The sequence below is a fragment of the Rathayibacter sp. AY2B3 genome, assembly GCF_002931755.1.
Classification (GTDB): Bacteria; Actinomycetota; Actinomycetes; order Actinomycetales; family Microbacteriaceae; genus Rathayibacter.
Window position 1 is genome coordinate 20,018 of the sequence record NZ_PSUG01000025.1, and the last position, 25,830, is coordinate 45,847.

A 25,830-nucleotide genomic window follows, 5' to 3' on the forward strand; every position below is an offset into this window, starting at 1 on the left:
GCGGGAGCCGCCGGGGCGGCGGACCCGGATCCGCGCCGCGGCGGGAGGGGCCAGTCGGTAGGGTCGTCGCGTGAGTGATGAGACGAGCAGCTACGCCCGCGCAGGAGTCGACACGGCGGCGGGGGACCTCGCCGTCGAGCTGATGAAGTCGGCGGTGTCGGCGACGCACGACAGCCGCGTCCTCGGCGGGGTCGGCGGCTTCGCGGGCCTGTACGACGTCTCCTTCCTCCGCGACTTCCGCGCCCCGCTCCTCGCGACCTCGACCGACGGCGTCGGCACCAAGGTCGCGCTCGCGCAGGCGATCGACAAGCACGACACCATCGGGCAGGACCTCGTGGGCATGGTCGTCGACGACATCGTCGTGGTCGGCGCCCGCCCCTTCTTCATGACCGACTACATCGCGTGCGGCAAGGTGGTCCCGGCCCGCATCGCCGACATCGTCGCCGGCATCGCGCTCGCCTGCTCCGAGACGGGCACCGCGCTCGTCGGCGGCGAGACGGCCGAGCACCCGGGCCTGCTCGGACCCGACGACTACGACGTGGCGGGCGCGGCGGTCGGCGCGATCGAGGCCGACCAGGTGCGCGGCGCCGACCGCGTGCGCGACGGCGACGTCGTGGTGGCGATGGCCTCCTCCGGACTGCACTCGAACGGCTACTCGCTCGTGCGCCACATCCTCGCCGAGCGCGGCATCGGCTTCACCGATCGCTCTGAGGAGCTGGGCGGCGTGGTCGGCGAGGTGCTGCTGGAGCCGACCCGCCTCTACACCCGTCCCCTCCTCGACCTGCTCGACGACGCCGGGCTCGGCCCGGCCGTCCACTCGATCAGCCACGTCACCGGCGGCGGCATCGCGGCGAACCTCGCCCGGGTGCTGCCGCGCGGCTCGTGGGTCGAGGTCGAGCGGGCGAGCTGGAGCCCGTCCGACGTGTTCCGCGCGCTCGCCGGGATGTCCGGCGCGACGCTCGAGAGCACCGAGGGCACCTGGAACCTCGGCATCGGCATGTTCGCCGTGGTCGCGGCGGAGGCGGCCGACGGCGTGATCGCGCGCCTCGAGCGCTCGGGCGTCCCGTCGTGGGTCGCGGGCCGCGTCTCGACGGCCGCGCGCGGATTCGAGGGCTTCGAGCAGGGCGCGAAGGGCGTCGACGGCGGAGCGGTCCGCCTGGTCGGGTCCTACGCGGGCTGACCTCCGGAGGCGCCGCGGATCAGCGCGGTGCGGCGTGCGCGCGCTCCCAGGAGTGCTCGTGCCGGGTCAGCAGCCACGAGCCCGCAGCGCAGAGGGCGCAGGCGGCCGCGGTGGCGAGCAGAGCGGACGCCCAGGTCGGAGCGTCGCGGCTGACGAGCAGGTTCGCGGAGGCGACCAGCACGCCGAGGCCCGCGCCCGCGCTGGTGCCGAGCACGAACGGACCGTCGCGGCGGCTCGCGACGCGTACCGCGACCATGCCGGCGACCGCTCCCGCGCCTCCGACCACTCCGATGCCGACGCCGGATGCGGCTCCCATGAGCAGGCCGAAGCCGATCAGTCCGGGCGGGCCGTCGGCGGCGAGGACGCCGGGCAGGTAGAGGACCAGGGCGACGGAGGCGCCGACCGCGCCGCCCACCAGGATCGCGCCGACCAGCAGGGCGGCGGTGACGTAGCCGATCCGCGCGACAGGTCGCGCGGATCCTCCGGGTTCGAACATTCGCGACTCCATCGACGCGGGCCCGCGGGGCAGCGGGCGGTCCTCGGACAGTACGCCCGAACGCCTCGCGGCGGAACCGCCGTCGGGGATCGGCGGGGCTAGCGGCGGAGTGTCTCGCTCGGGAGCTCGCCGAAGCGCGTCGCGTAGTGCTGGGCGAAACGACCGCCGCTGATGAATCCCCAGCGGGCGGCGACGTCGCCGACCACCAGCGAGCCGATCGATCCGGCCGAGAGCTCCTCGTGCGCGCGCTCGAGGCGGACGTCGCGCAGGTAGCGCCTCGGGGTCTCGCCGAAGGCGCGCTGGAAGGCCAGCTGCACGCCGCGGACCGTGAGCCCCGCCGCGTCGGCGATGTCGGCCACTCCGAGGGGCAGGTCGGCGTTGGCCTGCACGAACTCCACGGCCCGGCGGAGGCGCCGCGCGCTGACGGAGGGCGGGACGGCCGGCAGCGGGGCGATGCGGTGGGCGAAGGTCTGCAGGGCGGCGATCGCGGCGATGCGCGCGACGCCGTCACGCTGCAGCACGGTGGGCGTGTGCGCGGAGGCGAGGGTGTCGCGCAGGAGCCGGACGGCCGCCCACCAGGCCGTCGTGTCGCGCGCCACGGGGGCGAACTGCAGCGGGCCGGGCTCGGTGCCGTGCAGCTCGGCGGCGATCGCCTCGAGGTGGGCGGCCTCGAAGTGCACGAGCGCGTCGCGGTACTCGAGGGCCTCGAAGCCGAAGGGCCGGCCGCTCGGGAACATGGCCGGGCGCCCGACGACGAGGCGGTGCTCGTCGCGCCCCAGGTCGAGCAAGGCGCGCCCGGCGGTCAGCCAGAGGGCGACGTAGACGTCGCTCGGGGCCACCGTGCCGCGCACCCGGCCGAGGAACGAGGCGGAGTGGAGGCTCACGGGCCCGGGCCCGGTCGTCGTGTAGCGGAACGCGAACGGCACGACCGAGCGCTCGGCCCGGAAGCCGGAGCCGTTGTACGAGCCGGCGTAGAAGTCGCGCGCCTCCTCGAGGTCGTTCCCGCGCCGCTCCGACTGCCACACGGGCAGCTGTGCGGGCGGGGAAGAGCTCATCCGGTCAGTGTCCCAGGGGGCACCGACAATCTGCACTCCGTGGCGGAAAGCGGGAGAACGTGCTCAACCGAGCGACCCGCGCTCCAGATGGAAGAGGGCGAGCGCGGCCACCGCGGCCGTCTCGACGATCGCCCCGGAGCGGACCATCTCCGCGATCTCCGCATCGGGGAACCACTCCTGCCGCATGTCCTGCTCGGTGTCCTCGCGCTCGTGCTCGCCGTGCTCCAGCCCCTCGGCGAGGAAGACGTCCACGGACTGCGCGACGAAGCCGTACGCCTCCGCGAGTCGGCCCAGGTGGGTCAGGCGCTCGGCCCGGAGGCCCGTCTCCTCGCGCAGCTCGGCGCGCGCGAGCGCCTCGGCGTCGCCGCCGGACGAGCCGTGCGGCCAGCCCCCGGCCGGGAACTCCCACGCGCGGCGGCCGATCGGGTACCGGTACTGCTCGACCAGCCAGAATCCGCCGCGCTCCCGCGGGAGCACGAGGGCGTAGTCCTCGCGCTCGACGACGGAGTAGACGCCGCGCGTCCCGCCCGGCCAGAGCACCTCGTCCTCGCGGACGCGGATCCACGGGGTCTCGTAGGCGACCCGCGTCGACAGCTGCCGGACGGCGCCGTCGGCCGCGTCCCCGCGGGGCGGATCCTTGACCGACGACTGCCCGGTCGCCCGGTCCTCGCCCGCCGGATCCTCGCTCGCACGCGAAACGGGGCCGCCCCGAGGGAGCGGCCCCGTCTCGCGGGAGGAGTCACGCACGCTTCTGGTGCGGCTCCTCGACGAGGTCCGTGTCGTCGCCGTCGTCCTCGGCGTCGATCCACTTCGAGTAGTCGGGCTCGTCCGGGTGGCTGAGCTCGCGCTCGAGCGCGCTGTAATCGACCGCCGGGCTGAACGACTTCAGCTCACGGGCGATCTTGGTGTTCTTCGCCTTCTGACGGCCGCGCCCCATGGGTGACCCCCTCACGATGACAGGCCAGACGGGCAGTGAGCCGGCTGGGGAAAAGAGCAGACAGGGAAAGTTGAAATCTACGCGGTAGTTTAGCAGACGGGGGACACGCCACCCCGGGCCTCGATCTGCCGGACGGCCGCCCATCCTCGACCGCGTCAGGAGCACCGTGGACAGCGTCGCCCCACCGCGCCCCGTCGTGGTGATCGGCGCGGGCCAGGCGGGCCTGTCCGTGGCCTACTACCTGCGCCGTCTCGGCCTCGTCCCCGGGCGCGACCTGGTGATCCTCGACCGCGGCCCGGAGCCCGGTGGGGCCTGGCAGTTCCGCTGGGAGGCGCTGCGGCTCGGCTCCGCGCACCGCGTGCACGATCTCCCCGGAATGGAGCGGATGGGGCTGTCGTTCCGCACGGCCGACCACCGGCGTCCGGCACGGGACGTGGTCCGCGAGTACTACGGGCGCTACGAGGAGGAGCTCGGTCTCGAGATCCGCCGTCCGGAGTCGGTGCGGCGTGTCGCGAGCGCGACGCCGCACGACACGGGGTCGCCGCTCGTCGTCGAGTCCGACCGCGCGGTCGAGCGCGCGAGCCTGCTCGTCAACGCGACCGGCACCTGGGGCTCGCCCTTCGTCCCGCACTACCGCGGGCGCGACCGCTTCCGCGGCGTGCAGATCGACCCGACCGAGTACGTCCGCGCCGAGGACTTCGCCGGCAAGCAGGTGCTCGTGGTCGGCGGCGGCACCTCGGCGATCGGCTTCCTGCTCGAGCTCGAGCGGGTGGCGCGCTCGCTGACCTGGGCGACGCGGCGGCCGGTCGTCTACCACGACGGCGAGCAGCTCGCGATGGAGTCGGCGGTGGAGGCGGTGGCCGAGCAGGACCGCGCCGCGCGCGCCGGCCTGCCCCTCCCGAGCATCGTCGGCGGCACCGGCGTGCAGCGCACTCGCCGGGTGGTGGCCGGCATCGAGCGCGGGCTGCTGCACGAGCGGGGCATGTTCTCCTCGATCGAGGAGGAGGGCGTGCGCTGGCCCGACGGCTCCTTCACGCGCGCCGACGCGATCATCTGGGCGACGGGCTTCCGGCCGGAGCTGCGCCACCTCGCTCCGCTCGGACTGCGCGAGCGCGAGGGCGGCATCGCGGTCGCCGACGGCGCCTCGCTGACCGATCCGCGCGTCTTCTTCGCCGGCTACGGCCCGACGGCCTCCACCATCGGGGCGAACCGCTCGGGCCGACGCATCGCGCGTGCGGTCGTGGCGCGCCTTCCCTGAGCGCGACTGCAAGAGCGCGCCTGCCTGAGCGCGCTTGCCTGAGCGCGGCGGCCCCGACCGGCGCGGCGCCTCAGATCCTGCCGTCCCAGTCCACCGGCACCACGGAGCCGCGGTAGCGGATCCCGTGCACCCGGATCGGCCCGGCGAGCGCGGGCGAGAGCGGCGCGACGACCAGGGTGTCGCCTCCGCTCCGAAGCCCTCCCGGGCGAGCCCGGTGACGGCGATCGCGGTGTCGTGGGCCCAGACCGAGCCTCCGTGGTACGAGAGCGGCCAGTAGCCGCCCGAGCCGGTGTCCGAGGGGTCCGCAGGCCGACCGACGCCGACGTGCCGCTGCCGCTGTGGACGCTCAACTCGGTGATCGTCACCGTGTTCGTCACGGTCGGCCGGGTCTTCTTCGACTCGCTGGCCGGCTACGCGCTGTCGCGACTGCGCTTCCGCGGACGGGGGCTGCTGTTCGCGCTGTTCATCGGAGTGATGAGCGTGCCCGCGGTGGTGCTGCTGATCCCGCGGTTCCTGATCCTCGAGCAGCTCGGTCTCTACGACAGCTACGCCGGGGTGATCGTCCCGCTCATCGTGGACGCGGCGGGGATCTTCATCATGAAGCAGTTCTTCGACTCGATCCCGCTCTCCCTCGAGGAGGCCGCGCGGATCGACGGGGCCGGGGTGTTCCGGACCTTCCGCTCGATCGTGGTGCCGATGGCGCGTCCGGCGATCGTGACGCTGTTCATCCCGTCGTTCCAGGGGTCGTGGAACGAGTTCTCGCACTTCGTGGTGTAGCGGCAGTCGCCGGAGCTCAACACGCTGACGACCGGAGTCGCGTCGCTCGTGTCGGGGCAGCTGGGCACCGGCGACCAGTACCCGCTGCAGCTCGCGGCCGCGGTGCTGATGTCGATCCCGGTCGCCGTGCTGGTCTTCGTCTTCCAGCGGCGGATCATGAACACGACCGAGGGCGCGGAGAAGGGCTGACTCGGGCGCTGCGGAGAGCCCCCTGCTGATCGGGCAGCCCGCGCAGCGCGCATCGAGATCCGTGTCCGTGCGGAGGGTCTCGACACGTCCCTGCGGGGCTGCTCGATCAGCAGGGGAGCCGCTACTTCGCGAGGAACTCCAGGACGACGCGGTTCCACTCCTCGGGGTGGCTCACGGTCACTCCGTGGGGGGCGCCGTGGACGACGTGCAGCTCGGAGCCGGGGATCGCCGCGTGCGTGCGCGCACCGGAGCCCTCGAACGGAACCGTGCCGTCGCCGTCGCCGTGGATGACGAGCGCGGGCACCGACACGTTCGGCAGGTCCTCGCGGAAGTCGGTGGTCGCGAACGCCGTCATGCAGGCGAGCGCCGCGTGCTTGGCCGACTGCTTCGCCAGAGCGATCGCCTCCTGACGCTGCTCCTCCGTCACCTTCAGCACCCCGTCGACCGAGAAGAAGTCGGTGGTGAACTGGTCGTAGAAGTCGTCCTCGCTCTTCGTGAGTCCGGCCGTCATCTGCGCGGCCTGCGCCTTCTCGAGCGGGCCGTCGGGGTTGTCGTCCGTCTTCATCAGGTACGGCGGGACGGCCGAGGCGAAGACGACGCTGTGCAGGCGCTCGGCGCCGTACTTCGTGAAGTAGCGGGCGACCTCGCCGCCTCCCATCGAGAAGCCGACCAGGGTGACGTCCTGCAGGTCGAGCTCGGTGAGGAGGGTGTGCAGGTCCTCGGTGAGCGTGTCGTAGCTGTAGCCGGTGAGCGGCTTGTCGCTGCGCCCGAAGCCGCGGCGGTCGTAGGTGACGACGCGGTAGCCGGCCTCGGCGAACGCGGGGACCTGCTCCTTCCACGACTCGCCCGAGAGGGGCCAGCCGTGGATGAGGACCACGGGACGTCCCGATCCGCCGGTGTCGTCGACGTGCAGGTCCGTGTCCTTGAAGAGTCCGTGGTGGGCGGTGATCTCGGCCATGGCGAGTGCTCCTTCCGGCGCCGACGATCGGCGTCACCTGATGTTCGAGGACGTCGCTGTGTGTGGATGGTGGGGGCGAGGAGGGTTGACAGCGCCCGTCATCCCGCCATGACCGCTGCCGCGAGCCCCTCGAGCGCCGTGCGCAGCCCCCCGCTCACGGGCAGGCGGGCGTCGAGCAGGGCGTTCGCGGCGGCGACCAGCACGGGCGCCGCAGGGGAGGAGAGGACGGTGAGGCCGGACGGCGGGCGCACGTCGCCCGAGGGCCGCGCCACCAGGACGAGCCGGGAGCCGGAGGCGCTCGTGGTGATCGTCGCTCCCGATCGGGCGGGCAGCACGGCGAGGGTGCCGCGGGTGACGACCGCGCGCTCCTCCCGGCATACGACCGTGAACGCGCCCTCGAGCGGGAGCAGGAGCACCACCGATCGCGAGTCGGCCCGGGGACTCGGGCGGAACTCGATCGACCCGGCCGAGTGCCAGATCCGCCGGAGGAGCAGACCCTCGGCCGTGGCCTCCTGGCCGGTGACGGCGAAGGCGGGATCGGGCCCGGTCTCGGCGTGGCGGGCGTGCAGCCAGCGCCGGGCGGAGTCTCCGCGGAGCGGCGTCGTGCGGATCTGCGGGTCGGACACTGCGGCGGCTCCAGGACTACGGCGGATCCGAGCCCGTCGGGACAATGAGGAACCATCATTCTAGTGGCCCCGGCCGCCGCCGGCCCGAAGTGGCGCGTCCTCACATGCGGATGCCGCCCCGGCCGCGCTGAGCGCGACGCCGGAGCGGCATCCGAAGGGTGGTGCGGACTACTGGAATCCGCCGCCGCGGTCCTCCGGGTCCTCGATCGGGTCGGAGTCGGGAGTGTCGATCGAATAGGTCACGTGGACCGACTCGCCGACCTCCTTGGCGGAGACGGCGTTGTAGACGAGGTGCGTCTCCTGGCCGTCGACGGCGGCGTAGACGTCGACCTCCTTCTCGTAGCCCCCGTCGGTGCTGACGCGGTTCTCGGTCTGGCCGTCGAACGGCCCGCCCTGGAAGAAGGCGAGGTAGCTCTCGCCGTCGGCGAGTGCGCGGATGTCGTTGCTCATGCCCCCAGGTCTACCACTCGCCGCCTCCCCGCCGCTCGGCCTTGCGCTCAGGCCACGAGCCGCTGCGTGACCGAGGCCCTCGGCCCGCTCAGCGCGATCTCGGCGAGGGCGCCGTTGACCAGGGGCATCTGCGGAGGCTGGTGCCCGGTGTCGACGTCGAGGATCACAGGCACGCCGAGGTCGCCGAGAGCCCGCCGCACCGCGTCCTCCTGGCTCAGTTCGAGCAGCGAAGCGCCCTCGGTCCGTCCGATCAGGACGCCGTTCGCCTGCTCGAACCAGCCCGCGAGTCGGAGGGAGGTGAGCATCCGGAGCACCGAGACGGCGTCGGACCCGGCCGCCTCCAGGTAGACGACCGTCCCTTCCGGAGCGTGCCGTCGAGCGAAGCCGGGCACGTCGCCGTAGGGCGTGCCCGCAAGCAGGGACACCGTCTCGAGGCATCCGCCGATCAGACGGCCGGACATCGTCACGTCCGCGGCTCCGTCGAGCGATCGCCAGTGGGTCGGCTCCTCGTAGGCGCGCTCGCGGCCGAGCGGCTCGTCCACCCACGCGCCCCACGGGCGGCTCCGGCGTCGCGGCGCGGCGTGCTGCGTGAACGCGGCTCCGGGCTCGAGGGCGGCGACCTCCGTCCAGCGGTGGAACTCGACCGGCAGCTCCCACGGCTCGTCCATCAGGTTGGCGCCGTGGATCGTCGCGAGCCCGGTCATCGTCGTCAGGGGCAGGAGCAGCGTCGAGACGTCCGACCAGCCGACGAACCAGGGCCGGGCCTCTGCGAGGGCGTGCCAGTCGAGCCTCTCCACGAGCTCGAGGGCGAGCTCGCCACCCCACGGAGGAAGGATCGCGTCCCCGCTCCGGAAGGCGTCGTGCAGATCGGCTGCTCGATCCGCGGCGGGCGCCGGCACGAGTCCGCCCGTGAGGGCGTGATGCCGGACCCGGACGTCGTAGCCCGCCGAGCCGAGACGGCGGACGGCGTCCTGCAGCCGGTCGTGCAGGTGCTCGGAGACTCCCATCGAGGGCGCGGGCACCTCCACCCGGCCTCCGGCGCGGAGGGGTGCAGGGTACGTGATGCTCGCCATCCGACGACGCTAACGCGCCGCGGGGCGACGGACCGCGGATGCACCGTCCGGCGAGTACCTCAGCGCCCTCCTCCCCGATCCGCCGGCCGTCCGCCGAGCGCGAGCGACGCGCCTCCGATCCAAGACCTTGAGCCGCGCGGTCGTCTCGACGGGGCTGTCACCTGCGCCGATGCTGCTGCCGCTCACTCGGGGAGGGGCTCAAAGCCACCGGGCCGGTCGCCGAGGGGTGAGGCGCGCGCGGTGACCGCGCCAGGACGGCCGCTCGCTCAGCCCGTGATCAGGCCGGTGAGGCGGTCGGCGGCGGCTCCGACGGTCGAGACCGCGCTGAGCGTGACGAGGCAGGCGATGCCCCAGAACCAGGTGCGACCGGGCGCCCCGGCGCTGCGCCGCTCGAAGGCGAGCCACCACGCGCCGACCACCGAGACGCACGCCGCGACGACCGAGCCGAGCGACATGCGCACGTACTCCTCCGGGCCGGGGGAGGACCAGGCCGTGGTCGCGAGGACGATGAGGAGCGGTACCACGATCATGCCCAGCGCGCCGAGCAGAACCGCGTGGAGGTGGCTGCGGGGAGGAGCCCCGGCCGTGGTCGTCGTCGCGGTCCGTATCCGTGTCGTGTCCATGCTGCGTCCCCCGTCGCCGCGGCCCGGTCCGCGTTGCCCCGACGCTATCCGCTCGCCGTTCCGCCGTCACCCCGGATGGCGATGATGCTTCTGGACGAGAACCTGAACGAATCTCGCCCGCCTGTCTCGTTTTATCGACGTCGGCTCGGTTTCTCCGGCAGGCTAGACGGGTGTGCACGACTCGAGGGGAGTATTCGGACATGAGCAGTCGACGGAACCGGACGACGGCGTCGAGGACGCTCACGCCCTGGACCGCCCTGGCGTTCGCGCTCGTGGGGGCGTTGGCCGGTGCCGGGGTCTCGACCGCCGTGGGCGCGAAGGATCCGTGGAGCGCGGTGATCACCGCAGTGATCGTCGCGGTCGTGCTCCTGGCCGGGTGGGCGCTACAGAACGTCCGCTCCCGGCGGCACTGACCATCCGCCCGCGCCGCCCCCGCGGAACGCCGAGAACGTAGGATGTCCGGGATGACGATCGGACGCCGCCTCTTCCTCTCGGGAGCCGCCACGGGAGTCGGGCTCCTGGCCCTCGCGGGCTGCACCCCGTCGCGTCCGACGCCGACCCGCTCCGTCACGAAGGCCCCCGTGCCGACGCCGAGCACCACCGCCGTCCCCGCGCCGTCCGCGTTCGTGCGCTCCGCCTGGGCCGAGGATCCGTACGCGCTCGGCTCCGTCTCCTACCTGCCCGTCGGCGCGACGCCGCAGCACCGCACCGACCTGGGCACCGCAGTCCTCGACCGCGTCTTCCTCGCGGGCGAGGCCACCGACACGGAGGCGCCCGGCACGCTCCAGGGCGCCTGGAACTCCGGGGTCCGCGCAGCCGCCGAGATCAGCGCCGTCGCCGACGAGGGCGAGCGGATCGCGATCGTCGGGGCCGGTCTCGCCGGAGCGGTCGCCGCGCGGCGCCTGTCCGACGCGGGCTTCGACGTCACCGTGGTGGAGGCGCGCGAGCGCACCGGCGGCCGCATCGCGACCGCGACTCCGGACGGCTGGCCGATCGCCGTCGAGACCGGGACCTGGGCCCTCACCGGCGCGGGAGCCGCCCTGCGCGAGAGCATCGCGGACGCGGGCGTGGTCACGACCGCGGTCGACCTCGCCGACGTCCGCTCGAGCGATGCCGACGGCGCGGCCCTCGACACCGGCACCACGGGAGCCGATGCTCTGACCCGCGCGCTCGAGTGGGGAGCGGAGCAGCCGGAGGACCTGGCGCTCGCCGAGTCGTTCGCCGGCTCCGGAGCGCCCGACCCCGCCGAGGCCGAGCCGGGCTCCGGCGACGGCGACGCCGCCCGCGTGGCGGCGCACCTCGCCGGCACGACCGCGCTGCGCACCGGCGCCGCTCCCGAGGAGCTCTCCTCCTGGTACGGACTGGGCGACGCCTCCGCCGCCACGACCGCGGAGGAGCTGAGCGACGACTCCGGCGACGCGCTGCTGACCGACGGGCTCGCGCCTCTGGTCGACACGCTGCTCGCCGACGTCGAGGTCTCGCTGCGCGCCGTGGTGAGCGGCATCGGCTACACGGAGACCGGCGTCAGCATCCGCCTGGGCACCGGCGAGTCGTTCACAGCCGACCGGGTGCTGGTCACCGTTCCGATCGGGGTCCTGCAGACGGACGCGATCGCCTTCGACCCGCCGCTCCCGTTCGCGCAGCGCGCGGCCGTCGCGGCCCTCGGCTCCGGTGTCGTCGAGACGCTGTGGCTGCGCTTCGACGAGGCGTTCTGGAAGACGGGCGGACCGGCGCGCTGGTCGCTCGTCGGCTCCGAGGCGGGCATCACCGAGTGGCTCGACCTCCAGCCGTCGACCGGCGAGGCGGTGCTCGTCGGGCTGGTCGGAGCGGATCAGGCCCTCTCGCTGCAGGACCTCAGCGACGACGAGCTGGTCACCCTCGCGCAGACGGCGCTCGAGCCGTTCGCCGTCGTCGCCGGCTGACGAGCTCGCGGAGCCGCGCCAGCGGCCCGCGCCACTCCGACGCGTGCGCCGCCCCGAGCGGCCGCACCCGGCTGAGCGCGAGGACGAACGCGGCGATGCCCGAGATCAGGCTCAGCACGATCACGTCGTAGAGAACGAACATCACGGGTCCGTCGACCTGGCCGGGGTCGAGGAAGAAGTACGGGTACCAGCCGATGAGGGCCCCGCGGACCAGGGTGATGACGCCCCAGACGATCGGGAAGCCGAGCACGGTCAGCGCCCCGCGCCAGGCGACCGGGCTGCGGCCGGGGCCGAGGATCCAGTCGAGGATCGCGAGCGTGGGGATCACGAAGTGCAGGAGCGCGCTCGACCAGGGCACGTCGACCCGCACGCCGCGGTTGTTGGCCTCGACCGCGATCAGCCCGAAGACGATCCCCGACACGACCATGTAGGTGAGCACGAGCGCCCGCACCGTGCTGAGCCAGCGCGGCTCCCGCTCGCGCGCGAGGGCGACCAGGCCGGACAGGCCCAGCACCACGACCCCGGCCATGTTCGACTGCGTCGTGAAGTAGGCGAAGAAGTTGTCGATCTGGAACGCGCGGAAGCCGAGCGTGTAGAAGAAGTCGCCGACGAGTCCGACCGCGCCCAGCCCGGCGAGGGCCAGGCGGAGGATCGCGAACGCCTTCCGCACACCCGCTCCGATCCGTCGCCGCTGGGCCCGGAGGGCCGGACTTCCGGACGATTCTACGGTCGCCGCGCTCGGAGCTCCCCGAGCGCGGAGCTCCGCCGGACGGGGGAGGCGGGCCCCGCGGAGGCGGCCTAGCGTGGAGGAATGGTGCGCGCGCAGGGCGGGAAGGGTCCGGGTCGGATGTCGACGGAGGAGGCGTCCCGGCGCTGGAACGCGGTCACGGGTCCGCTGTTCCTCGCGGCGGGAGCGGTCTTCGCGGTCCTCGGGAATCCGGTCTGGCCGGTATTCCTCGTCCTGGGGATCACGTTCCTCGGGCTGACCGCCGGCCCCGGGAAGCCGGCGCGCCGGAGTGGCGCGCAGGGGCCGGATCGCGATCGGTGACGCCCGCTTCGCGACGCGGACACTCGCCGGTCGCATCGCCGGGATAACGTGCGTGTCATGCCCTTCACGCCGAGCCACGCCGTCGTCGCGCTCGCGTTCTCGAACGGCCGGATCCCCGCCGCGGCCGTCGCCGTCGGCGCGATGGTCCCGGACATCGGCATGTACCTCCCGATCGCCGTCGCCCGCGAGTCCACCCACTCCCTCCTCGGCGTCGTCACCGTCGACCTGCTGCTCGGGATGCTCGGCCTCGCGCTCTGGAGCGCGGTCGTCGCTCCGGCCTGGCGCGACCTCGCACCCGCGCTGGTCCGCTCGCGCCTGCGTCCCCGGCGCTCACCGCCCCGCGGGGCAGCCGAGTGGATCCGCGTGCTCGTCTTCGCGGCCGCCGGCATCGCCATCGGAGCCGCCAGTCACGTGATGTGGGACGGCTTCACCCACCGGGGCGGCCTCTTCGTCTCGGCGATCCCGGTGCTGCAGCAGGAGCTCGGGCCCTTCCCCGGCTTCCGGTGGGCGCAGTACGCGAGCGGCGTGCTCGGGCTGCTCGGGCTCGGGATCGGCGCGGTGGTCTGGTACGTCGGCCGCCGTCCCCGGAAGCTCCGTTCCGACGGCCGGCAGCCGGTGCGCATCGCGGCCGCGGCCGTGGTGCTCGCGGCTGCGGTGGTGCCCGCCGGGATCGTGCTGGCGGGGGCGGGCATCGATCCGCTCGACGCCGCCTACCGGGCGCACGTGGTGCGGGCGGCGGTCCTGCTCGTGGGAGGCGGTGCGGCGGCCGCGATCGCCGTCGCCGCGGTCTGGTGGCTCACCGGCCGAGGGGTGCGCGGGGCCGTCGTCTGACACGGCGGAGGACGAGCCTGTCGTCTGAAGGGATCACGGGCATCCGTCGCGAGGAGGATGCGCAGGTGCATAGCCCACCGATAGCGTCGGACACGGCCCGTTGGGGCGGGCCGCCTTCGGGGGAAGGCACTAAGGGGAAATCGGGGGCTCGCGGCACACGCCGCGGGCCCTCTACCCGTCTGCGGGCCTCGCCGCCTCAGCGCCGCTTCGAGCGCGGCCGGTTCTGCGCGGCCGGGCGCTGCGGGATGCGCGGGGCGCCCTCGCCGGCGGCACCCTGAGGGAGCGAGGACGCGGGCGGGATCGGGCGACGGGTCACCGGGCGCACCGGCTCGCCGCGGCGCGTCTGGCCGGGGATCGGCCGCGAGCGGCGCCCGTAGATCAGCTCGGACGAGTCGAGCAGCCACGGCACCAGCGCCACCGTCACTCCGTGCACCAGCAGGAGCTTCTGGCGGATCCGCCGCGACTTGTGGTTGTGGAGGAACGCCTCCCACCAGTGCCCGACGATGTACTGCGGCATGTAGACCGTGGTGATCTCGGAGCCGTGCTCGAGGCGGTGGGCCTTGATGTACTTGATCAGCGGGTACGAGATGTCGCGGTACGGCGAGGCCACGCAGCGCAGCGGCACCTCGATGTCCATCTGCGCCCAGTCGGCCTTGAGCTGCGCGGTCTGCGCGTCGTCGATGGAGGAGTGCACCGCCTCCAGCGTCTCGTGCCGCGCCGCGATGGCGTAGTCGAGCGCCTTCAGCGTGGGCTTGTTCATCCGGCCCACCAGCACGATCGCGTGATCGCCGTTGGCGCCGAAGGTCGTGGTCGGGTCGACCTCGATCTCCTTCTCGACGTCGCGGTAGTAGCGGTAGACGCCGGCCATCAGGACTCCGAGGATCGGCATCACCAGGTAGACGAGCCAGGCGCCGTGGGTGAACTTCGTGATCGTGACGACCACGAGGACCGCGAAGGTCAGCGTCGCGCCGAACAGGTTGATGGCCAGGCTCGTGTAGACGGTGCGCGAGCCCTCGCCGTTGCGGATCATCCGCACCCAGTGCTTGACCATGCCCGACTGCCCGAGCGTGAACGAGACGAAGACGCCGATGATGTACAGCTGCACGAGGCTCGTGAGCGAGGCCTGGTAGACGAGCAGGATGATCGCGGCGACGAGCGCCAGGATGATCACGCCGTTGGAGTAGATGAGGCGGTCGCCGCGGGTGTTCAGCGACTTGGGCGCGTAGCCGTCGCGGGCCAGCACGGACCCCAGCAGCGGGAAGCCGTTGAAGGCGGTGTTCGCCGCGAGGAGCAGGACGGCGGCGGTCGCGGCCTGGATGATGAAGAACAGGATCGTGTTGCTGCCGAACGTGGCGGCGGCGACCTGCGCGATGACGGAGCGCTGCGGGGTCGTGGCGCAGTCGGCGAATCCGACCAGGTGGCAGGCGTTCTCGGCGTAGTGCACGTTCGAGAGCAGGGCGAGGGCGGTCAGGCCGACGAAGAGCACGATCGCGATCGTGCCCATCGCGACGAGGGTGCGCTGGGCGTTCTTGACCTTCGGGGCGCGGAACGCCGGCACACCGTTCGAGATCGCCTCGACGCCGGTGAGCGCCGCGCAGCCGCTCGCGAAGGAGCGCAGCAGCAGGAGGACGACGGCCGCCTGCGTGAGCTGCTCGCCCTGCACCGTGAAGCCCGCCGACTCCGCCACGGGGGTGTCGCCGAAGGCGGTGCGGACCAGGCCGACGACGACCATCACGAAGACGCTCGCGACGAAGAGGTAGGTCGGGATCGCGAAGGCGCGGCTCGACTCCGAGACGCCGCGGAGGTTCACGGCCGCCAGCAGCACCACGAAGAGGATCGCCAGCTCGACCCGCAGCGGCGCGAGCTCGGGCACCGCCGAGATGATGTTGTCGACTCCGGAGGCGACCGACACGGCCACGGTGAGCACGTAGTCCACGAGGAGGGCGGCGGCGACCGTGAGGCCCGCCGTCTCGCCCAGGTTGGTGCGGGCGACCTCGTAGTCGCCGCCGCCGGACGGGTAGGCCCGGATCAGCTGGCGGTAGCTCAGCACCACCACGACGAGGAGGACGACCACGCACGCGGCCACCCAGGGGGCGAAGGTGAGGAAGGAGAGCCCGCCGAGCAGCAGGATCATCAGCAGCTCCTGCGGCGCGTAGGCCACGGAGGAGAGCGGGTCGCTGGCGAAGATGGGGAGCGCGAGCCGCTTCTGCAGCAGCTGTCCCTCGAGCTTGTCGCTGGGGAGCGGCTCGCCGATGAAGAAGTGCTTGGCGGTGCGCAGCTCGGTCGCGTCGGCCGGTGATCCGTCCGCGGCGGACGGGGGGCCCTCGTGTGTCACGAGCGATGACACTACTCCGTACGAGGGGGCAGTCAAGACGGCCGGGAGCGGGCCGAGCGGAGGCTGATCTCGCGCTGTGACCGGGAGTTTCCCGGTGCGGCGGGCAGCGGCGGCCGGCGTGCACGCGGGCGGAGCCCCGAGCGGGGGGTCAGCGGCCGTCGCGGGTCGCGGCTCCGATCAGGCCGGTGAGGCTGTCGCGGAGCGCGGTGAGCTCCTCGAGGGGGACGTCGAGCCGCTCCACGATCTGCGGCGGCACCTGCAGGGCCTGCTCGCGGAGGGCCGCCCCGGAGGGGGTCAGTGCGACGTCGAGACGGCGCTCGTCCTCGCTGCTCCGGGCCCGCGTGACGTGGCCGCTCGCCTCCAGGCGCTTCACGAGCGGGCTGAGCGTCGCGGGCTCGAGGCGGAGGGCGGAGCCGAGGTCGGCGAGCGAGCGGGGGCTGCGCTCCCAGAGCGCGAGCATCACGAGGTACTGCGGGTGGGTGAGCCCGAGCGGCTCGAGCACGGGGCGGTACAGCCCGATGACGGTGCGCGCCGCGACGGCGAGGGAGAAGCAGACCTGGTTCTGGAGGGCGAGCGGATCGGTTTCCACGGCGTCATCCTCTCATCGTGCCCTGATGGTTAGTACACTAAGGGTATGACGCGGAAGAAGACCGGCTCCCTCTACCAGCGCTTCAACGCGCGGCTGTTCCCCTGGATCGGCCCGCCGCCGCTCGGCCCCTACGACCAGCCCGAGCAGGAGGCGCCTGCGGGGCAGGCCTGCCCGCTCTGCGGCCGGCCGATGTCCGAGCATGTCATCGACCGCTCCGGTCCGCGCACCCAGCTGTACTGCCCGAGCGACCCCTCCTGAGTCGCACGCCCCCGTTCGGGGGTCAAGGGCTTCGGGCGGCGGGGGCGGATGATGAGCGCATGCCCCGTCTGAGCCCCACCGCCGCCCGCGTCGTCCAGTACAGCCGTTTCGGCGACGCGGACGTCCTCGAGATCGTCGAGGTCGAGCGGCCGAAGCCCGGAGCGGGCGAGGTGCTGGTCGAGGTGCTCTCCGCCGGGGTGAACCACATGGAGGCGTTCATCCGGCAGGGCCAGTTCGACTCCGACCACTCCGCCGCCTTCCCGATCCGCCAGGGCACCGACTTCTCGGGAGTCGTCGTCGCTCTCGGCGAGGGCGTCACCGACATCAAGCTCCGCAGCGACGTGGTCGGCCACGCGCTCGTCGGCTCGCACGCGACCCACGTCGTGGTGCCGCGCCGCAACCTCGTCGCCAAGCCCGCCTCCGTGAGCTGGGAGGTCGGCGGCGCGCTGTTCCTCGCCGGAGTGACCGCGTGGCGCGCGCTCGAGGCCACCCGCGTCGGACCCGACGACACCGTCCTCGTCTCCGCGGCGGCCGGAGGGGTGGGCAGCCTCGAGATCCAGCTGGCGAAGCTCCGCGGCGCGACCGTGATCGGCACCTGCGGCGAGCGGAACTTCGACTACCTCCGCCAGATCGGCGTGAAGCCGGTCGTCTACGGCGACGGGATCGCCGACCGCATCCGGGCCGCGGCGCCCGGCGGGGTCACGGTGTTCCTCGACAACTTCGGCGGGGAGAACGACGCCCTCGCCGACGAGCTCGGCATCGCGGCGGGCCGCTTCCACTCCAGCGACGACCGCAAGGAGATCGAGCTCCGCGCCGTCTGGCCCGACGCCGAGACCGCCCAGCGCGACACCGAGATCCTCGGCGAGCTGGTCGGCCTCGTCGCCGACCAGAAGCTGCGGGTGCTCGTCTCGGGCTTCTACCCCTTCGACCAGGTGCAGGACGCCTTCGACGACCTCGAGAAGCGCCACTCGCGCGGCAAGATCGTGCTCGGCATGAACCCGGTGGATCCGGCGAAGGTCACCAAGGCGCGCGACATCCACGAGGCCGGCCGCTAGCCGCACCCTCCCGGCGGCTGTCCGGGCTGATCTCCGAGCGGCCACAATGGGGCCGTGGCGCGCGGACGCCCGGGAGGAGTGACGCGATGGAGGAGCCCGTCGTCGCGATCGTCTGGATCGTCTCGTTCGTGGTGGTGACCGTCCTGGTCACCGGGCTGTCGGGGCGGGTGAACTGGTCCGCTCCCGTGGCGCTCGTCGCTGTCGGGGCCCTCGCCTCCTTCGTCCCCGGGATCCCGGAGGTGGTGGTCGAGCCGGACGTGGTGCTGTTCGGGATCCTCCCGCCGCTGCTCTACGCGGCGGCGATCCGCACCTCCGTCCTCGACGTCCGGGCCCGCGGCGACAGCATCCTCCTGCTGTCGGTGGGGCTGGTCGTGTTCACGGTCGCGGTGGTCGGCGCGGTGGCCTGGATGGTCGTCCCGGCGATCACGGTCGCCGCGGCCCTCGCGTTCGGCGCGATCGTCGCGCCGACGGACGCGGTGGCGGTCACCGCGATCGCGGGGCGGCTCCGCCTGCCGCGGCGGATGCTCACGGTGCTCGAGGGCGAGAGCCTCCTCAACGACGCGACCGCCCTGGTGGCGCTGAACGCCTCCCTCCTCGCGATCGTCAGCACGGTCACGCCCGGGCGCATCGCGCTCGACTTCGTGCTGGCCGTGGCGGTGGGCGGCGGAGTCGGGATCGGCATCGCCGTGCTGCTCGGGTTCGTGCGCAAGCAGGTGCAGTCGTCCGTCCTGGACACGAGCCTCTCGCTGGTGACGCCCTACGTCGCGTTCATCCCGGCGCAGCTGCTGCACGGCTCCGGGGTGCTGGCGGTCGTGGTCGCGGGCCTCTACCTGGGCTATCGGGCGCCCGTCATCCAGTCGGCGCAGGCGCGGATCGCGGAGTCGCTCAACTGGCGGACGATCCAGTTCCTGCTCGAGAACGCGGTCTTCCTCTTCATCGGGCTGAGCCTGTCGTCGGTGGTGGAGGCGACGGCCGACTCGGGCATCGGGGTCTGGCAGACGGTCGGCATCGGCGCCGCCGTGCTCGCGGCGCTGGTCGGGAGCCGCGTGGCCTGGATGTGCATGACGACGCTGCTGTTCCGGCACGGCCCGCGCCGGCTGCAGCAGCGCGGGTGGACCTGGCCGACCGCGATCGGAGTGTCGTTCGCCGGTATCCGCGGCGTGGTCACCCTCGCCGCCGCGTTCCTCCTGCCCGCGGAGACGCCGCAGCGCGCGTTCCTGCAGTTCCTCGCCTTCATCGTGGTGGCGGGGACGCTCGTCGAGGGGCTCGCGCTCCCGCGGCTCGTCCGCGCCCTGAAGCTGCCTGCCCCGAACGAGATGCAGGAGCACGTCGAGAAGCAGATGCTGCTCGCGGAGGCGCAGGCGGCGGGGCTCGCCCGGCTCGACGAGGAGCCGCAGGACGGCGTGGAGGACCGCGTGCTCGACCGGCTGCGACGCAACGCCACCTTCCTCGCCGACGCCCTCGAGAACCCGCCCGAGGGCGAGGGTGTGGAGCCGCTCCCGCAGGCCTACAACCGGCTCCGGCGCGTGATGATCGCGGCCGAGCGGGAGGCGGTGCTCCGCGCCCGTGCCGAGGGGCGGTACCAGGAGCCGGCGGTGGTGAGCGCTCTGGCGTTCCTCGACGTGGAGGAGGAGGCGCTGGCGGTCGGGCGGCAGTAGCGCCGAGAGGGCGGGGACCCCGGGTGGGTTCCCCGCCCTCTCGGCGGTGCGGTGTCCGGGCTCAGCCCAGCGTGGAGCGGACCGAGGCGCGGGCCTCGTCGAGCGCGGCGCGCAGGGCGTCGACGCTCCCGGTCGTCACGGATCCCGAGGAGGCGGCGGTGCGCAGCTCCGCGCGCAGCTCGTCGCGGAACTCGGTGAGCAGCACCTCGGCGTCGCGCAGGGCGATCCGCGAGGCGGTGCGCGCGTCGGTCGCGGCCGGGGCTGCCGGTGCGGTCCGCTCGGTCTGCTCGGGCCGCTCGGTCGGGGTGCCGGGCGTGTCCTGCGGACGCGGCTCCTCCGCGGAGTGCTCCGGACGGCGTCCGGGCTCGCGCGAGTCGCGGGCGGCGCTGGCGAGGTCGGCGCGGAGGCTCTTCATCGCCTCCGCGACGCCGAGGCGCACCTCGTCGGCCAGGCGGCGGACGGAGTCGGTGAGCTCCTCCTCGATGTCGCCCAGGTCGGTCGCGCGGTTCGCGAGCTCGGCCCGGCCGGCGTCGGTGATGGAGTAGACGGTCTTGCGGCCGTCGGCCTCCTTGGTCACGAGTCCCTCCTCCTCGAGCTTCGCGAGGCGCGGGTAGACCGTGCCGGCGCTGGGCGCGTAGGTGCCGCCGAAGCGCTCGCTGAGCGCCTGGATGAGCTCGTAGCCGTGGCGCGGTGACTCGGCGAGGAGGTTGAGCAGGTAGAGGCGCAGGCGGCCGTGCGCGAAGACGGGGCTCACAGCGAGCTCCCGTCCATCGGGCGCGGGCCGTCGGCGGGGCCGGAGCCGGGGAAGCCCCAGCCCTCGCCCACTGAGGCGGAGGCGGCGGCGACGGACCGGCGGACGACGACCACGTCTCCCGAGACGGAGTTGGCGGCGACGTCGACCCACTTCGAGTCGAGCGAGCCCGTGGTCGAGGTGAAGCCCCGGCCGAAGGTGCCCTTGACGACGGTGCCGTCGAGCTGGAGCGTGCCCGAGACGGTGTTGATGCGGTAGCGGGCGCCGAGGCCCTCGTCGACGCGGATCGTGAGGTCGCCGCTGACGGTGTTGGCCTGGATCCGGTCGGGGGTGCCCTCGGCGTCGACGAAGACGCTGCCCGAGACGCCGTCGACGGTGAAGCGGGTGAGGTCGCCGGTCGCGGTGACGTCGCCGGACACGGTGCGCGCGGTGACGCGGCCGGTGTGGCTGCGGACCGAGAGCTCGCCGTGGACGGTGTTCACCTCGATGTCGCCGTGCAGGCCGTCGACGACGATGTCGCCGCCGACCGTCGAGACGCGGGCGTCGCTGTGGAGGCCCGAGACCAGGCCGTCGGCCGAGACGGTGTCGAACTTCAGGTCGACGCCGCGGGGGACGAGGAGGCTGATGTCGGCGCGGTCGCCGCGGCGGCCGAGGCCCTTCACGACGTCGACGATGGTGTCCCAGCGGAGCTGGACGTGGTCGATCTCGAGGCGGTCGCCGTCCATCGAGACCTTGAGCGGGCGGCCGTCGACGCTGTGGACCTCCACGCGGGCCGTCGGCTCGTCGTGGGCGATGACGTCGATCTGGCCGCCGACGAGGGCGACCTTGACCGAGCGGACGACGTCGAGGTCGATGACCTTCGTCTCGCCCGCCTGTACGAGCCATTTCTCGAGGGACATGAGCTCCTCCTCCTGCACCGGGGTGCCTTCTGAAACGCGATACATCGCGAGTGGACGACAGTCACGATATATCTCGATCACGCCACTCGGCAATGGGGTTCGGCCGGTTCCCAGCGTCGAGCGGCCGGGACAAGGGGCGGCGCCGTGGCGGGCCGGCGCCGCTGTCGAGGGGGTGAGGGCGCGGCGGGCTCCGTGGTAGACCGGGCGCATGGACCCGATCGCGGCACTCGAGGAGATCGCAGCACTGCTCGAGCGGGAGCGGGCCTCGCGCTACCGGGCGAAGGCGTTCCGCCGCGCGGCCGCGGTGCTGGAGGGGATGGCGCCCGCTGAGCGGGACGACCTCGCCCTCGTGCGACGGGCCTCCGGGATCGGCGACACGACCTTCACCGTGATCGAGCAGGCGCGATCGGGCCGGGTGCCCGACTATCTCGCGGAGCTGCGCGGCTCTGCTCCTCCGCCCGCGAGTGCTCTGCGGGGACGGCTGCGCGGCGACCTCCACAGCCACAGCGAGTGGTCCGACGGGGCGACGCCCGTCCTCGCGATGGCGGACGCCGCCCGCGCGCTCGGCCACGAGTACCTGGCGCTCACCGACCACTCGCCGCGGCTCCGAGTCGCCCACGGTCTCAGCGCGGAGCGGCTGGAGGAGCAGCTGACCCATCTCGCGGGCCTCGACACCGGGACCCTGCGGCTGCTCAGCGGGATCGAGGTGGACGTCCTCGAGGACGGCGCGCTCGACCAGACGGACGAGCTGCTGGACCGTCTCGACGTGGTCGTCGCGAGCGCCCACTCGAAGCTGCGGCTGCCCTCCCGTGAGATGACGGCCCGGCTGGTCGCAGCAGCGTCGGATCCGCGGACCGACGTCCTCGGCCACGTCACCGGGCGGCTGGTGTCGGGCGAGCGCGGCACCCGCCCGCCGTCGACCTTCGACGCGCGGGCCGTCTTCCGGGCGTGCGCCGACCACTCCACCGCCGTCGAGATCAACGCCCGCCCCGAGCGCGAGGACCCGCCTGACGAGCTGATCGCGCTCGCGATGGAGGCGGGCTGCCTGTTCTCGATCGACAGCGATGCGCACGCCCCGGGCCAGCTCGGCCTGCTCGACTACGGAGCGGAGCGGGCGGAGCGGCTCGGCGTCCCGGAGGAGCGGATCGTGACCACCTGGCCGGTCGAGCGGCTCCTGGAGTGGACCCGCGGCTGAGGATCCTCGCGCGTTGCGCAAACGAACTGCGGCCATCACCCCCTTGACAGGAGGCCGTACCGTGGGAGGAGATCCGGCGCAAGTGGCGAAATCCCAGCCGCCCGCGCGGCATGCTCGGTACCGGTCCGCTCCTCCTGGGCCGCTCCAGCGGTCGGGAGTCGCGCTCCGCCGCACTCTCCACTCCGACAGACCAGGTGAACCATGGCCACGCAGACCGCTCTCGACGCCGTGCGCGCCGCTCCCACTCTGCTCGAGGCCGTCCGGATGGCCGACGAGCTGACGGTCGCCGCGGTCAGCGACGGCGGCGGCCGCGCGGTACGGCTGCTCACCCGAGCAGCCCTGGACCCCTCGGACCAGCTCACCGCGATCGCGGCCGTGCACTCGCTCGCGCAGGTCTTCGACGAGGAGGCCGACCTCGCGCTGCTCATGCTGCTCGAGGACGAGCGCCCGTACCTCCGCGAGCACGCCGCCTGGGCCTTCGGCGGGCGCCTGCCCCGCCCGGCCGCGCTCGGGCCGCTGCTGCGCCTGGTCCGCGACGGCGCGTTCTCCGGCATGCTCGCGCAGCGCACCGTCCTGCTCTGGGCCTCCTCGACCCCCGACCTCGTCGCCGTCGCGCTCGAGGGCGCACTGCTCGGCGAGCGCGAGGCGGCGGCTCGGGCACGGCTCGTCGAGACCCTGGGCCTCGTGCCCGGCGCGATCGCCGAGCGCACCCTCCTGCACGTGGCCGCCGATCGCGCGGAGGGGGTGGAGGCGCGGGCCGCCGCGACGGACGCGCTCGGCGAGCGCGGCTCCGACGACGCCGAGCTCCTGCTCACCGGCCTGGCCGAGGAGGCGGCGCCGATCGGGCCCCTCGCCCGGCTCGCCCTGGGCGACCTCGCCCCCGGACCGGCCGTGGAGGCCGGTCCGACGGTCGCGCAGCTCTTCGTCCACGCCGACATCGACGGGACTCTGACCCGGGTGGGAGCCGGAGACAACGGCGGGATCGCGACCCTGCTGGTGCGCCTGGGCGACTCGCTCGTCGAGCAGGAGGGGATCGACCGGGTGCTCACGCTGTCGCGCGGGACTCCGGCCGAGGCCGAGCGCGCGCTCGGCGAGCTGCCCGGCTCCGGCCACGGCTTCGCTCCGGTCCCGTTCGTGGGGCCCCCCGTCGCCATGCCCCAGGCCTGGAGCCGACGCATCGCCGCCGAGCGCGGCATCCGCCGGATCCTGCGCAAGGCCGGCCGGGTCGACGTGCTGCACCTGCGGATGGCGGACGTCGGATCCCTCGCGGCGGCCGCGGTCGCCCGGGAGCTCGAGATCCCTGTCGTGTTCACCCTCGCTCCGGACCCGCACGCCCTGATCGCGGGCCTGGACGCCTCCGGCGCCCTCACCCGCGCGGACTTCGGCGAGCGCGACGCCGCCGAGCACTTCTGGTTCCGCGTGCGACTGGTGCAGCGGCTGGCCGCCGACGCCGCGCACACCGTCCTCTTCCCGCGGGAGGAGCTGGCCGCGACCATCCGCGAGCTGATCGGCGTCGACATCACCGCGCACCCGGAGCGGCACACGATCGTCCCGGAGGGGATCGACGTCGGCCTCGTCGAGCGCGGCGAGGCGGCCGCGCGCGCCTCCGCCGCCGGTGAGCCGGTCGCGCTGGACGAGGGCGGCGACCTGGCCTCGCTCGACCTCCTGCTGGAGGAGCTGCCCGAGCACCGCCGCGGCCTCCCGCTGCTGCTCAGCGTGGGCCGCCTGCACCGGGTGAAGGGGATGGCGGCGCTCGCCGAGGCCTGGGCGTCCGACCCCTCGCTCCGGGAGCGCGCCAACCTGCTCCTGGTCGGCGGAGACCTCGCCGACCCGAGCCCCGACGAGCGCGAGCAGCTCGACCGCATCCGCGCCGTCGCGTCCGACGGTCTGCTCCTGGCCGGCCACCGCCCGAACGGGACCGTGGCCCGCTGGCTCGGCGCGATCCGGCACGGCCGACCGGGGCTCTCGGCTCCGGGAGGCGCGTACGTCTGCGCGAGCGTCAAGGAGGAGTTCGGCATCGCCCTCCTCGAGGCGCTCTCCGCGGGACTGGTCGTCGTCGCTCCGGCGACCGGCGGGCCCGCGACCTACGTCGAGGAGGGGGAGACCGGCTTCCTGGTCGACACCGCCGACCCCGCAGCGCTCGCCGCCGGTGCCGCCGCCGCACTCGATCTCGCAGGAGGCCCTCTCGGCGAGCACGCCGCGGCCCGCGGGCGCGCGATGGTCGCCGAGCGCTACACGGTGCAGGCCATGGCGCACGCCCTCTCGGGCGTCTACGCGCAGGCGACCGCGGACCAGGAGCGTCCCCTCCGCTCGCCGCTCGCGCTGGGGGCCTCGTGACCCTGCTGATCATCAGTCCCGACTACGCGTCGCACCTGCTCCCGCTGGCCACCCTCGGCACGGCGTGGCAGGAGGCGGGCGAGCGCGTCGTCGTGGCGACCGGCGACGCGACGCGCTCCATCGTGGACGGCTTCGGCTTCGAGCACATCGCGCTCCGGCTGGGGCGCGGCTCCAACCCGGGCACGATCCGCGCGGAGGAGCAGGCGCCCGACGAGGGCGCGTCCCTCCGCGGCTTCTTCGACGCCACCCGGCGCGGGATGGTCCCCACCCTCGCCTACCAGGCGCGGGAGCGGCTCACCGACCTGCTCTGGGATCCGGCCGGCGTCGCCGCGCGCCTGCGCGTGATCCTCGACGAGGTGCAGCCCGACGCGATCGTGGTCGACCACCTCGCCTTCACCGCGCGCGTGGCGCTGAAGGCACTGCGCGTGCCCTACGGCGACGTCGTGCTCGGCCACCCCAGCGCGCTCACGGTGCCCGGCGAGGTCTACGGCTTCCCTCCGGTCTGGCCGGACGCCTTCGCACCGGAGCCGGACGACCTCGATGCGCTCCGCGCCCTCTGCGAGCAGGTGCGCGACTCCTTCACCGCCGAGTGGAACGCCGCCCTCGCCACCCTCGACCCCGGAGCGGCGCCCAGCGCCGACGCCTTCGCCGAGAGCGGCGACGTCCTGCTGCTCAACTACCCGGGCGAGCTCCACGACTCGGCCCGCACCGCGCAGCTGCCGCCGCACGCGTTCCTCGGCTCCGCCGTCCGCGAGGAGCCTGACGACGCGGAGGTCGAGGAGTGGCTCGCCGCGTCCGAGGATCCGGTCGTCTACGTGAGCTTCGGCAGCTTCCTCTCGGTGCGCGACGACGTGCTGGCCCGGGTCGTCGAGGCCCTGGCCGGCGTCGAGACCGGGGGCAGGCCCGTCCGGGTGGCTCTCGCCTCCGGCGCGACCGAGCGCTCGGCCCTGGGCGAGGTCCCCGAGGGCTGGCTGGTCCGCGGCTTCCTGCCGCAGGTCGCACTCCTGCGCCGGGCCGCGCTGGCGGTCAGCCACGGCGGCAACAACAGCGTCACGGAGGCGATGACCGCGGGCGTGCCGCTCGTCGTCCTGCCGTTCTCGACGGACCAGTTCGCGGGGGCGGCCGCGCTCGAGGACGCCGGGTTCGCCGCCGTGCTCGACCCCAACGCCGCATCCGCGGGAGAGCTCGCGGAGGCTGCGCGGCGGATGCTCGCACTCGACGCTCCCGCCCGGGAACGGCTGACGGCGCTCGCCGAGGGCCTCGCCCGCGAGACGGGGCCGCAGCGGGCCCTCTCCGCCCTGAGCGGAGCGACCGTCCAGCGCTAGCCTGG

At 73.7% G+C, this 25,830-nt stretch carries 26 protein-coding genes and 1 pseudogene; 13 read left to right on the forward strand and 14 right to left on the reverse strand.

The window, feature by feature from the left end; genetic code table 11:
* The first annotated feature begins 70 nt into the window (after positions 1–70).
* On the forward strand, positions 71–1,180 hold the full coding sequence (gene purM / locus C5C24_RS09900) for a phosphoribosylformylglycinamidine cyclo-ligase (protein WP_104304853.1): 1,110 nt from the start codon (positions 71–73) through the stop codon (positions 1,178–1,180).
* A 19-nt stretch (positions 1,181–1,199) separates the two neighbouring features.
* Here the strand turns inward: purM and C5C24_RS09905 are convergent, their stop codons facing one another.
* From C5C24_RS09905 to C5C24_RS09920, 4 genes are all read right to left on the reverse strand, one after another.
* Positions 1,200–1,676 carry a hypothetical protein gene (locus C5C24_RS09905; RefSeq protein ID WP_104304854.1) on the reverse strand — a complete coding sequence of 159 codons (477 nt, stop codon included), beginning with the start codon at positions 1,674–1,676 and terminating at the stop codon, positions 1,200–1,202.
* A gap of 98 nt (positions 1,677–1,774) precedes the next feature.
* Positions 1,775–2,731: a helix-turn-helix transcriptional regulator gene (locus C5C24_RS09910; protein WP_104277055.1), complete on the reverse strand. Its 957-nt coding sequence runs from the start codon at positions 2,729–2,731 to the stop codon at positions 1,775–1,777.
* Between the two features lie 63 nt (positions 2,732–2,794).
* Complete coding sequence (locus C5C24_RS09915; protein ID WP_258065144.1) at positions 2,795–3,478, reverse strand: NUDIX hydrolase; 684 nt, start codon at positions 3,476–3,478, stop codon at positions 2,795–2,797.
* Positions 3,471–3,668 (reverse strand): DUF3073 domain-containing protein, encoded by a 198-nt coding sequence (locus tag C5C24_RS09920; protein ID WP_097167615.1) that lies wholly within the window; start codon positions 3,666–3,668, stop codon positions 3,471–3,473. The genes C5C24_RS09915 and C5C24_RS09920 overlap by 8 nt, the downstream gene beginning before the upstream one ends.
* 166 nt (positions 3,669–3,834) lie before the next feature.
* Here C5C24_RS09920 and C5C24_RS09925 point away from each other — a divergent pair, with 166 nt between their 5' ends.
* Both C5C24_RS09925 and C5C24_RS09930 read left to right on the forward strand, forming a co-directional pair.
* Positions 3,835–4,926, forward strand: a complete 1,092-nt coding sequence (locus tag C5C24_RS09925; protein WP_104304856.1) for an FAD-dependent oxidoreductase — start codon at positions 3,835–3,837, stop codon at positions 4,924–4,926.
* Between the two features lie 333 nt (positions 4,927–5,259).
* Positions 5,260–5,892, forward strand: a pseudogene (locus C5C24_RS09930) (carbohydrate ABC transporter permease); the annotation flags it as partial.
* 121 nt (positions 5,893–6,013) lie between these two features.
* Here C5C24_RS09930 and C5C24_RS09935 read toward each other — a convergent pair.
* The 5 genes from C5C24_RS09935 to C5C24_RS09955 all read right to left on the reverse strand — a co-directional run bounded on the left by C5C24_RS09935 (position 6,014) and on the right by C5C24_RS09955 (position 9,622).
* Positions 6,014–6,850, reverse strand: a complete 837-nt coding sequence (locus C5C24_RS09935; RefSeq protein ID WP_104257891.1) for an alpha/beta fold hydrolase — start codon at positions 6,848–6,850, stop codon at positions 6,014–6,016.
* Between the two features lie 98 nt (positions 6,851–6,948).
* On the reverse strand, positions 6,949–7,476 hold the full coding sequence (locus tag C5C24_RS09940; RefSeq protein WP_104304857.1) for a hypothetical protein: 528 nt from the start codon (positions 7,474–7,476) through the stop codon (positions 6,949–6,951).
* A 168-nt stretch (positions 7,477–7,644) separates the two neighbouring features.
* On the reverse strand, positions 7,645–7,926 hold the full coding sequence (locus tag C5C24_RS09945; protein WP_104277050.1) for an oligoribonuclease: 282 nt from the start codon (positions 7,924–7,926) through the stop codon (positions 7,645–7,647).
* Between the two features lie 47 nt (positions 7,927–7,973).
* Positions 7,974–8,999, reverse strand: coding sequence for a S66 peptidase family protein (locus tag C5C24_RS09950; RefSeq protein ID WP_104304858.1), 1,026 nt, complete (start codon positions 8,997–8,999; stop codon positions 7,974–7,976).
* 266 nt (positions 9,000–9,265) lie between these two features.
* On the reverse strand, positions 9,266–9,622 hold the full coding sequence (locus tag C5C24_RS09955; RefSeq protein ID WP_104277048.1) for a hypothetical protein: 357 nt from the start codon (positions 9,620–9,622) through the stop codon (positions 9,266–9,268).
* 200 nt (positions 9,623–9,822) lie between these two features.
* Here C5C24_RS09955 and C5C24_RS09960 point away from each other — a divergent pair, with 200 nt between their 5' ends.
* Together C5C24_RS09960 and C5C24_RS09965 are read left to right on the forward strand one after the other, a co-directional pair.
* Entirely contained in the window at positions 9,823–10,035 is a 213-nt protein-coding gene (locus C5C24_RS09960) for a hypothetical protein (RefSeq protein WP_104277047.1), read from the forward strand.
* 51 nt (positions 10,036–10,086) lie between these two features.
* A complete protein-coding gene (locus C5C24_RS09965) occupies positions 10,087–11,544 on the forward strand; it encodes an NAD(P)/FAD-dependent oxidoreductase (RefSeq protein ID WP_181135512.1) in 1,458 nt (485 codons plus the stop codon).
* On the opposite strand, the gene C5C24_RS09970 is transcribed toward C5C24_RS09965, so the two are convergent.
* Positions 11,495–12,214 (reverse strand): Pr6Pr family membrane protein, encoded by a 720-nt coding sequence (locus C5C24_RS09970; RefSeq protein ID WP_104277045.1) that lies wholly within the window; start codon positions 12,212–12,214, stop codon positions 11,495–11,497. The two genes, C5C24_RS09965 and C5C24_RS09970, sit on opposite strands and share 50 nt — an antisense overlap.
* A 141-nt stretch (positions 12,215–12,355) precedes the next feature.
* On the opposite strand from C5C24_RS09970, the gene C5C24_RS09975 reads away from it, so the two are divergent.
* Both C5C24_RS09975 and C5C24_RS09980 read left to right on the forward strand, forming a co-directional pair.
* On the forward strand, positions 12,356–12,592 hold the full coding sequence (locus tag C5C24_RS09975) for a hypothetical protein (RefSeq protein ID WP_104304860.1): 237 nt from the start codon (positions 12,356–12,358) through the stop codon (positions 12,590–12,592).
* 57 nt (positions 12,593–12,649) lie between these two features.
* Complete coding sequence (locus C5C24_RS09980; protein ID WP_104304861.1) at positions 12,650–13,423, forward strand: DUF4184 family protein; 774 nt, start codon at positions 12,650–12,652, stop codon at positions 13,421–13,423.
* Between the two features lie 196 nt (positions 13,424–13,619).
* On the opposite strand, the gene C5C24_RS09985 is transcribed toward C5C24_RS09980, so the two are convergent.
* Together C5C24_RS09985 and C5C24_RS09990 are read right to left on the reverse strand one after the other, a co-directional pair.
* On the reverse strand, positions 13,620–15,701 hold the full coding sequence (locus tag C5C24_RS09985; protein WP_104304870.1) for an APC family permease: 2,082 nt from the start codon (positions 15,699–15,701) through the stop codon (positions 13,620–13,622).
* A 205-nt stretch (positions 15,702–15,906) separates the two neighbouring features.
* Positions 15,907–16,347: a MarR family winged helix-turn-helix transcriptional regulator gene (locus C5C24_RS09990; protein WP_104277042.1), complete on the reverse strand. Its 441-nt coding sequence runs from the start codon at positions 16,345–16,347 to the stop codon at positions 15,907–15,909.
* A 45-nt stretch (positions 16,348–16,392) separates the two neighbouring features.
* Here C5C24_RS09990 and C5C24_RS09995 point away from each other — a divergent pair, with 45 nt between their 5' ends.
* The 3 genes from C5C24_RS09995 to C5C24_RS10005 all read left to right on the forward strand — a co-directional run bounded on the left by C5C24_RS09995 (position 16,393) and on the right by C5C24_RS10005 (position 19,318).
* Positions 16,393–16,605, forward strand: coding sequence for a hypothetical protein (locus tag C5C24_RS09995; protein WP_104223750.1), 213 nt, complete (start codon positions 16,393–16,395; stop codon positions 16,603–16,605).
* Positions 16,606–16,664: 59 nt separating this feature from the next.
* Positions 16,665–17,660 carry an NADP-dependent oxidoreductase gene (locus tag C5C24_RS10000; protein WP_104277041.1) on the forward strand — a complete coding sequence of 332 codons (996 nt, stop codon included), beginning with the start codon at positions 16,665–16,667 and terminating at the stop codon, positions 17,658–17,660.
* 86 nt (positions 17,661–17,746) lie between these two features.
* Positions 17,747–19,318, forward strand: coding sequence for a sodium:proton antiporter (locus C5C24_RS10005; RefSeq protein WP_104277040.1), 1,572 nt, complete (start codon positions 17,747–17,749; stop codon positions 19,316–19,318).
* Between the two features lie 61 nt (positions 19,319–19,379).
* Here C5C24_RS10005 and C5C24_RS10010 read toward each other — a convergent pair whose 3' ends face one another.
* Together C5C24_RS10010 and C5C24_RS10015 are read right to left on the reverse strand one after the other, a co-directional pair.
* Positions 19,380–20,072 (reverse strand): PadR family transcriptional regulator, encoded by a 693-nt coding sequence (locus C5C24_RS10010; RefSeq protein ID WP_104277039.1) that lies wholly within the window; start codon positions 20,070–20,072, stop codon positions 19,380–19,382.
* A complete protein-coding gene (locus C5C24_RS10015; protein ID WP_258065147.1) occupies positions 20,069–20,968 on the reverse strand; it encodes a hypothetical protein in 900 nt (299 codons plus the stop codon). The genes C5C24_RS10010 and C5C24_RS10015 overlap by 4 nt, the downstream gene beginning before the upstream one ends.
* Before the next feature lie 208 nt (positions 20,969–21,176).
* Between C5C24_RS10015 and C5C24_RS10020 the strand changes: the two genes are divergently transcribed.
* From C5C24_RS10020 to C5C24_RS10030, 3 genes are all read left to right on the forward strand, one after another.
* A complete protein-coding gene (locus tag C5C24_RS10020; protein WP_104277038.1) occupies positions 21,177–22,163 on the forward strand; it encodes a PHP domain-containing protein in 987 nt (328 codons plus the stop codon).
* Positions 22,164–22,364: 201 nt separating this feature from the next.
* On the forward strand, positions 22,365–24,500 hold the full coding sequence (locus C5C24_RS10025) for a glycosyltransferase (RefSeq protein WP_104304862.1): 2,136 nt from the start codon (positions 22,365–22,367) through the stop codon (positions 24,498–24,500).
* Positions 24,497–25,825, forward strand: a complete 1,329-nt coding sequence (locus C5C24_RS10030; RefSeq protein WP_104277036.1) for a glycosyltransferase — start codon at positions 24,497–24,499, stop codon at positions 25,823–25,825. Before C5C24_RS10025 ends, C5C24_RS10030 begins: the two co-directional genes overlap by 4 nt.
* The last annotated feature ends 5 nt before the right edge of the window (positions 25,826–25,830 follow it).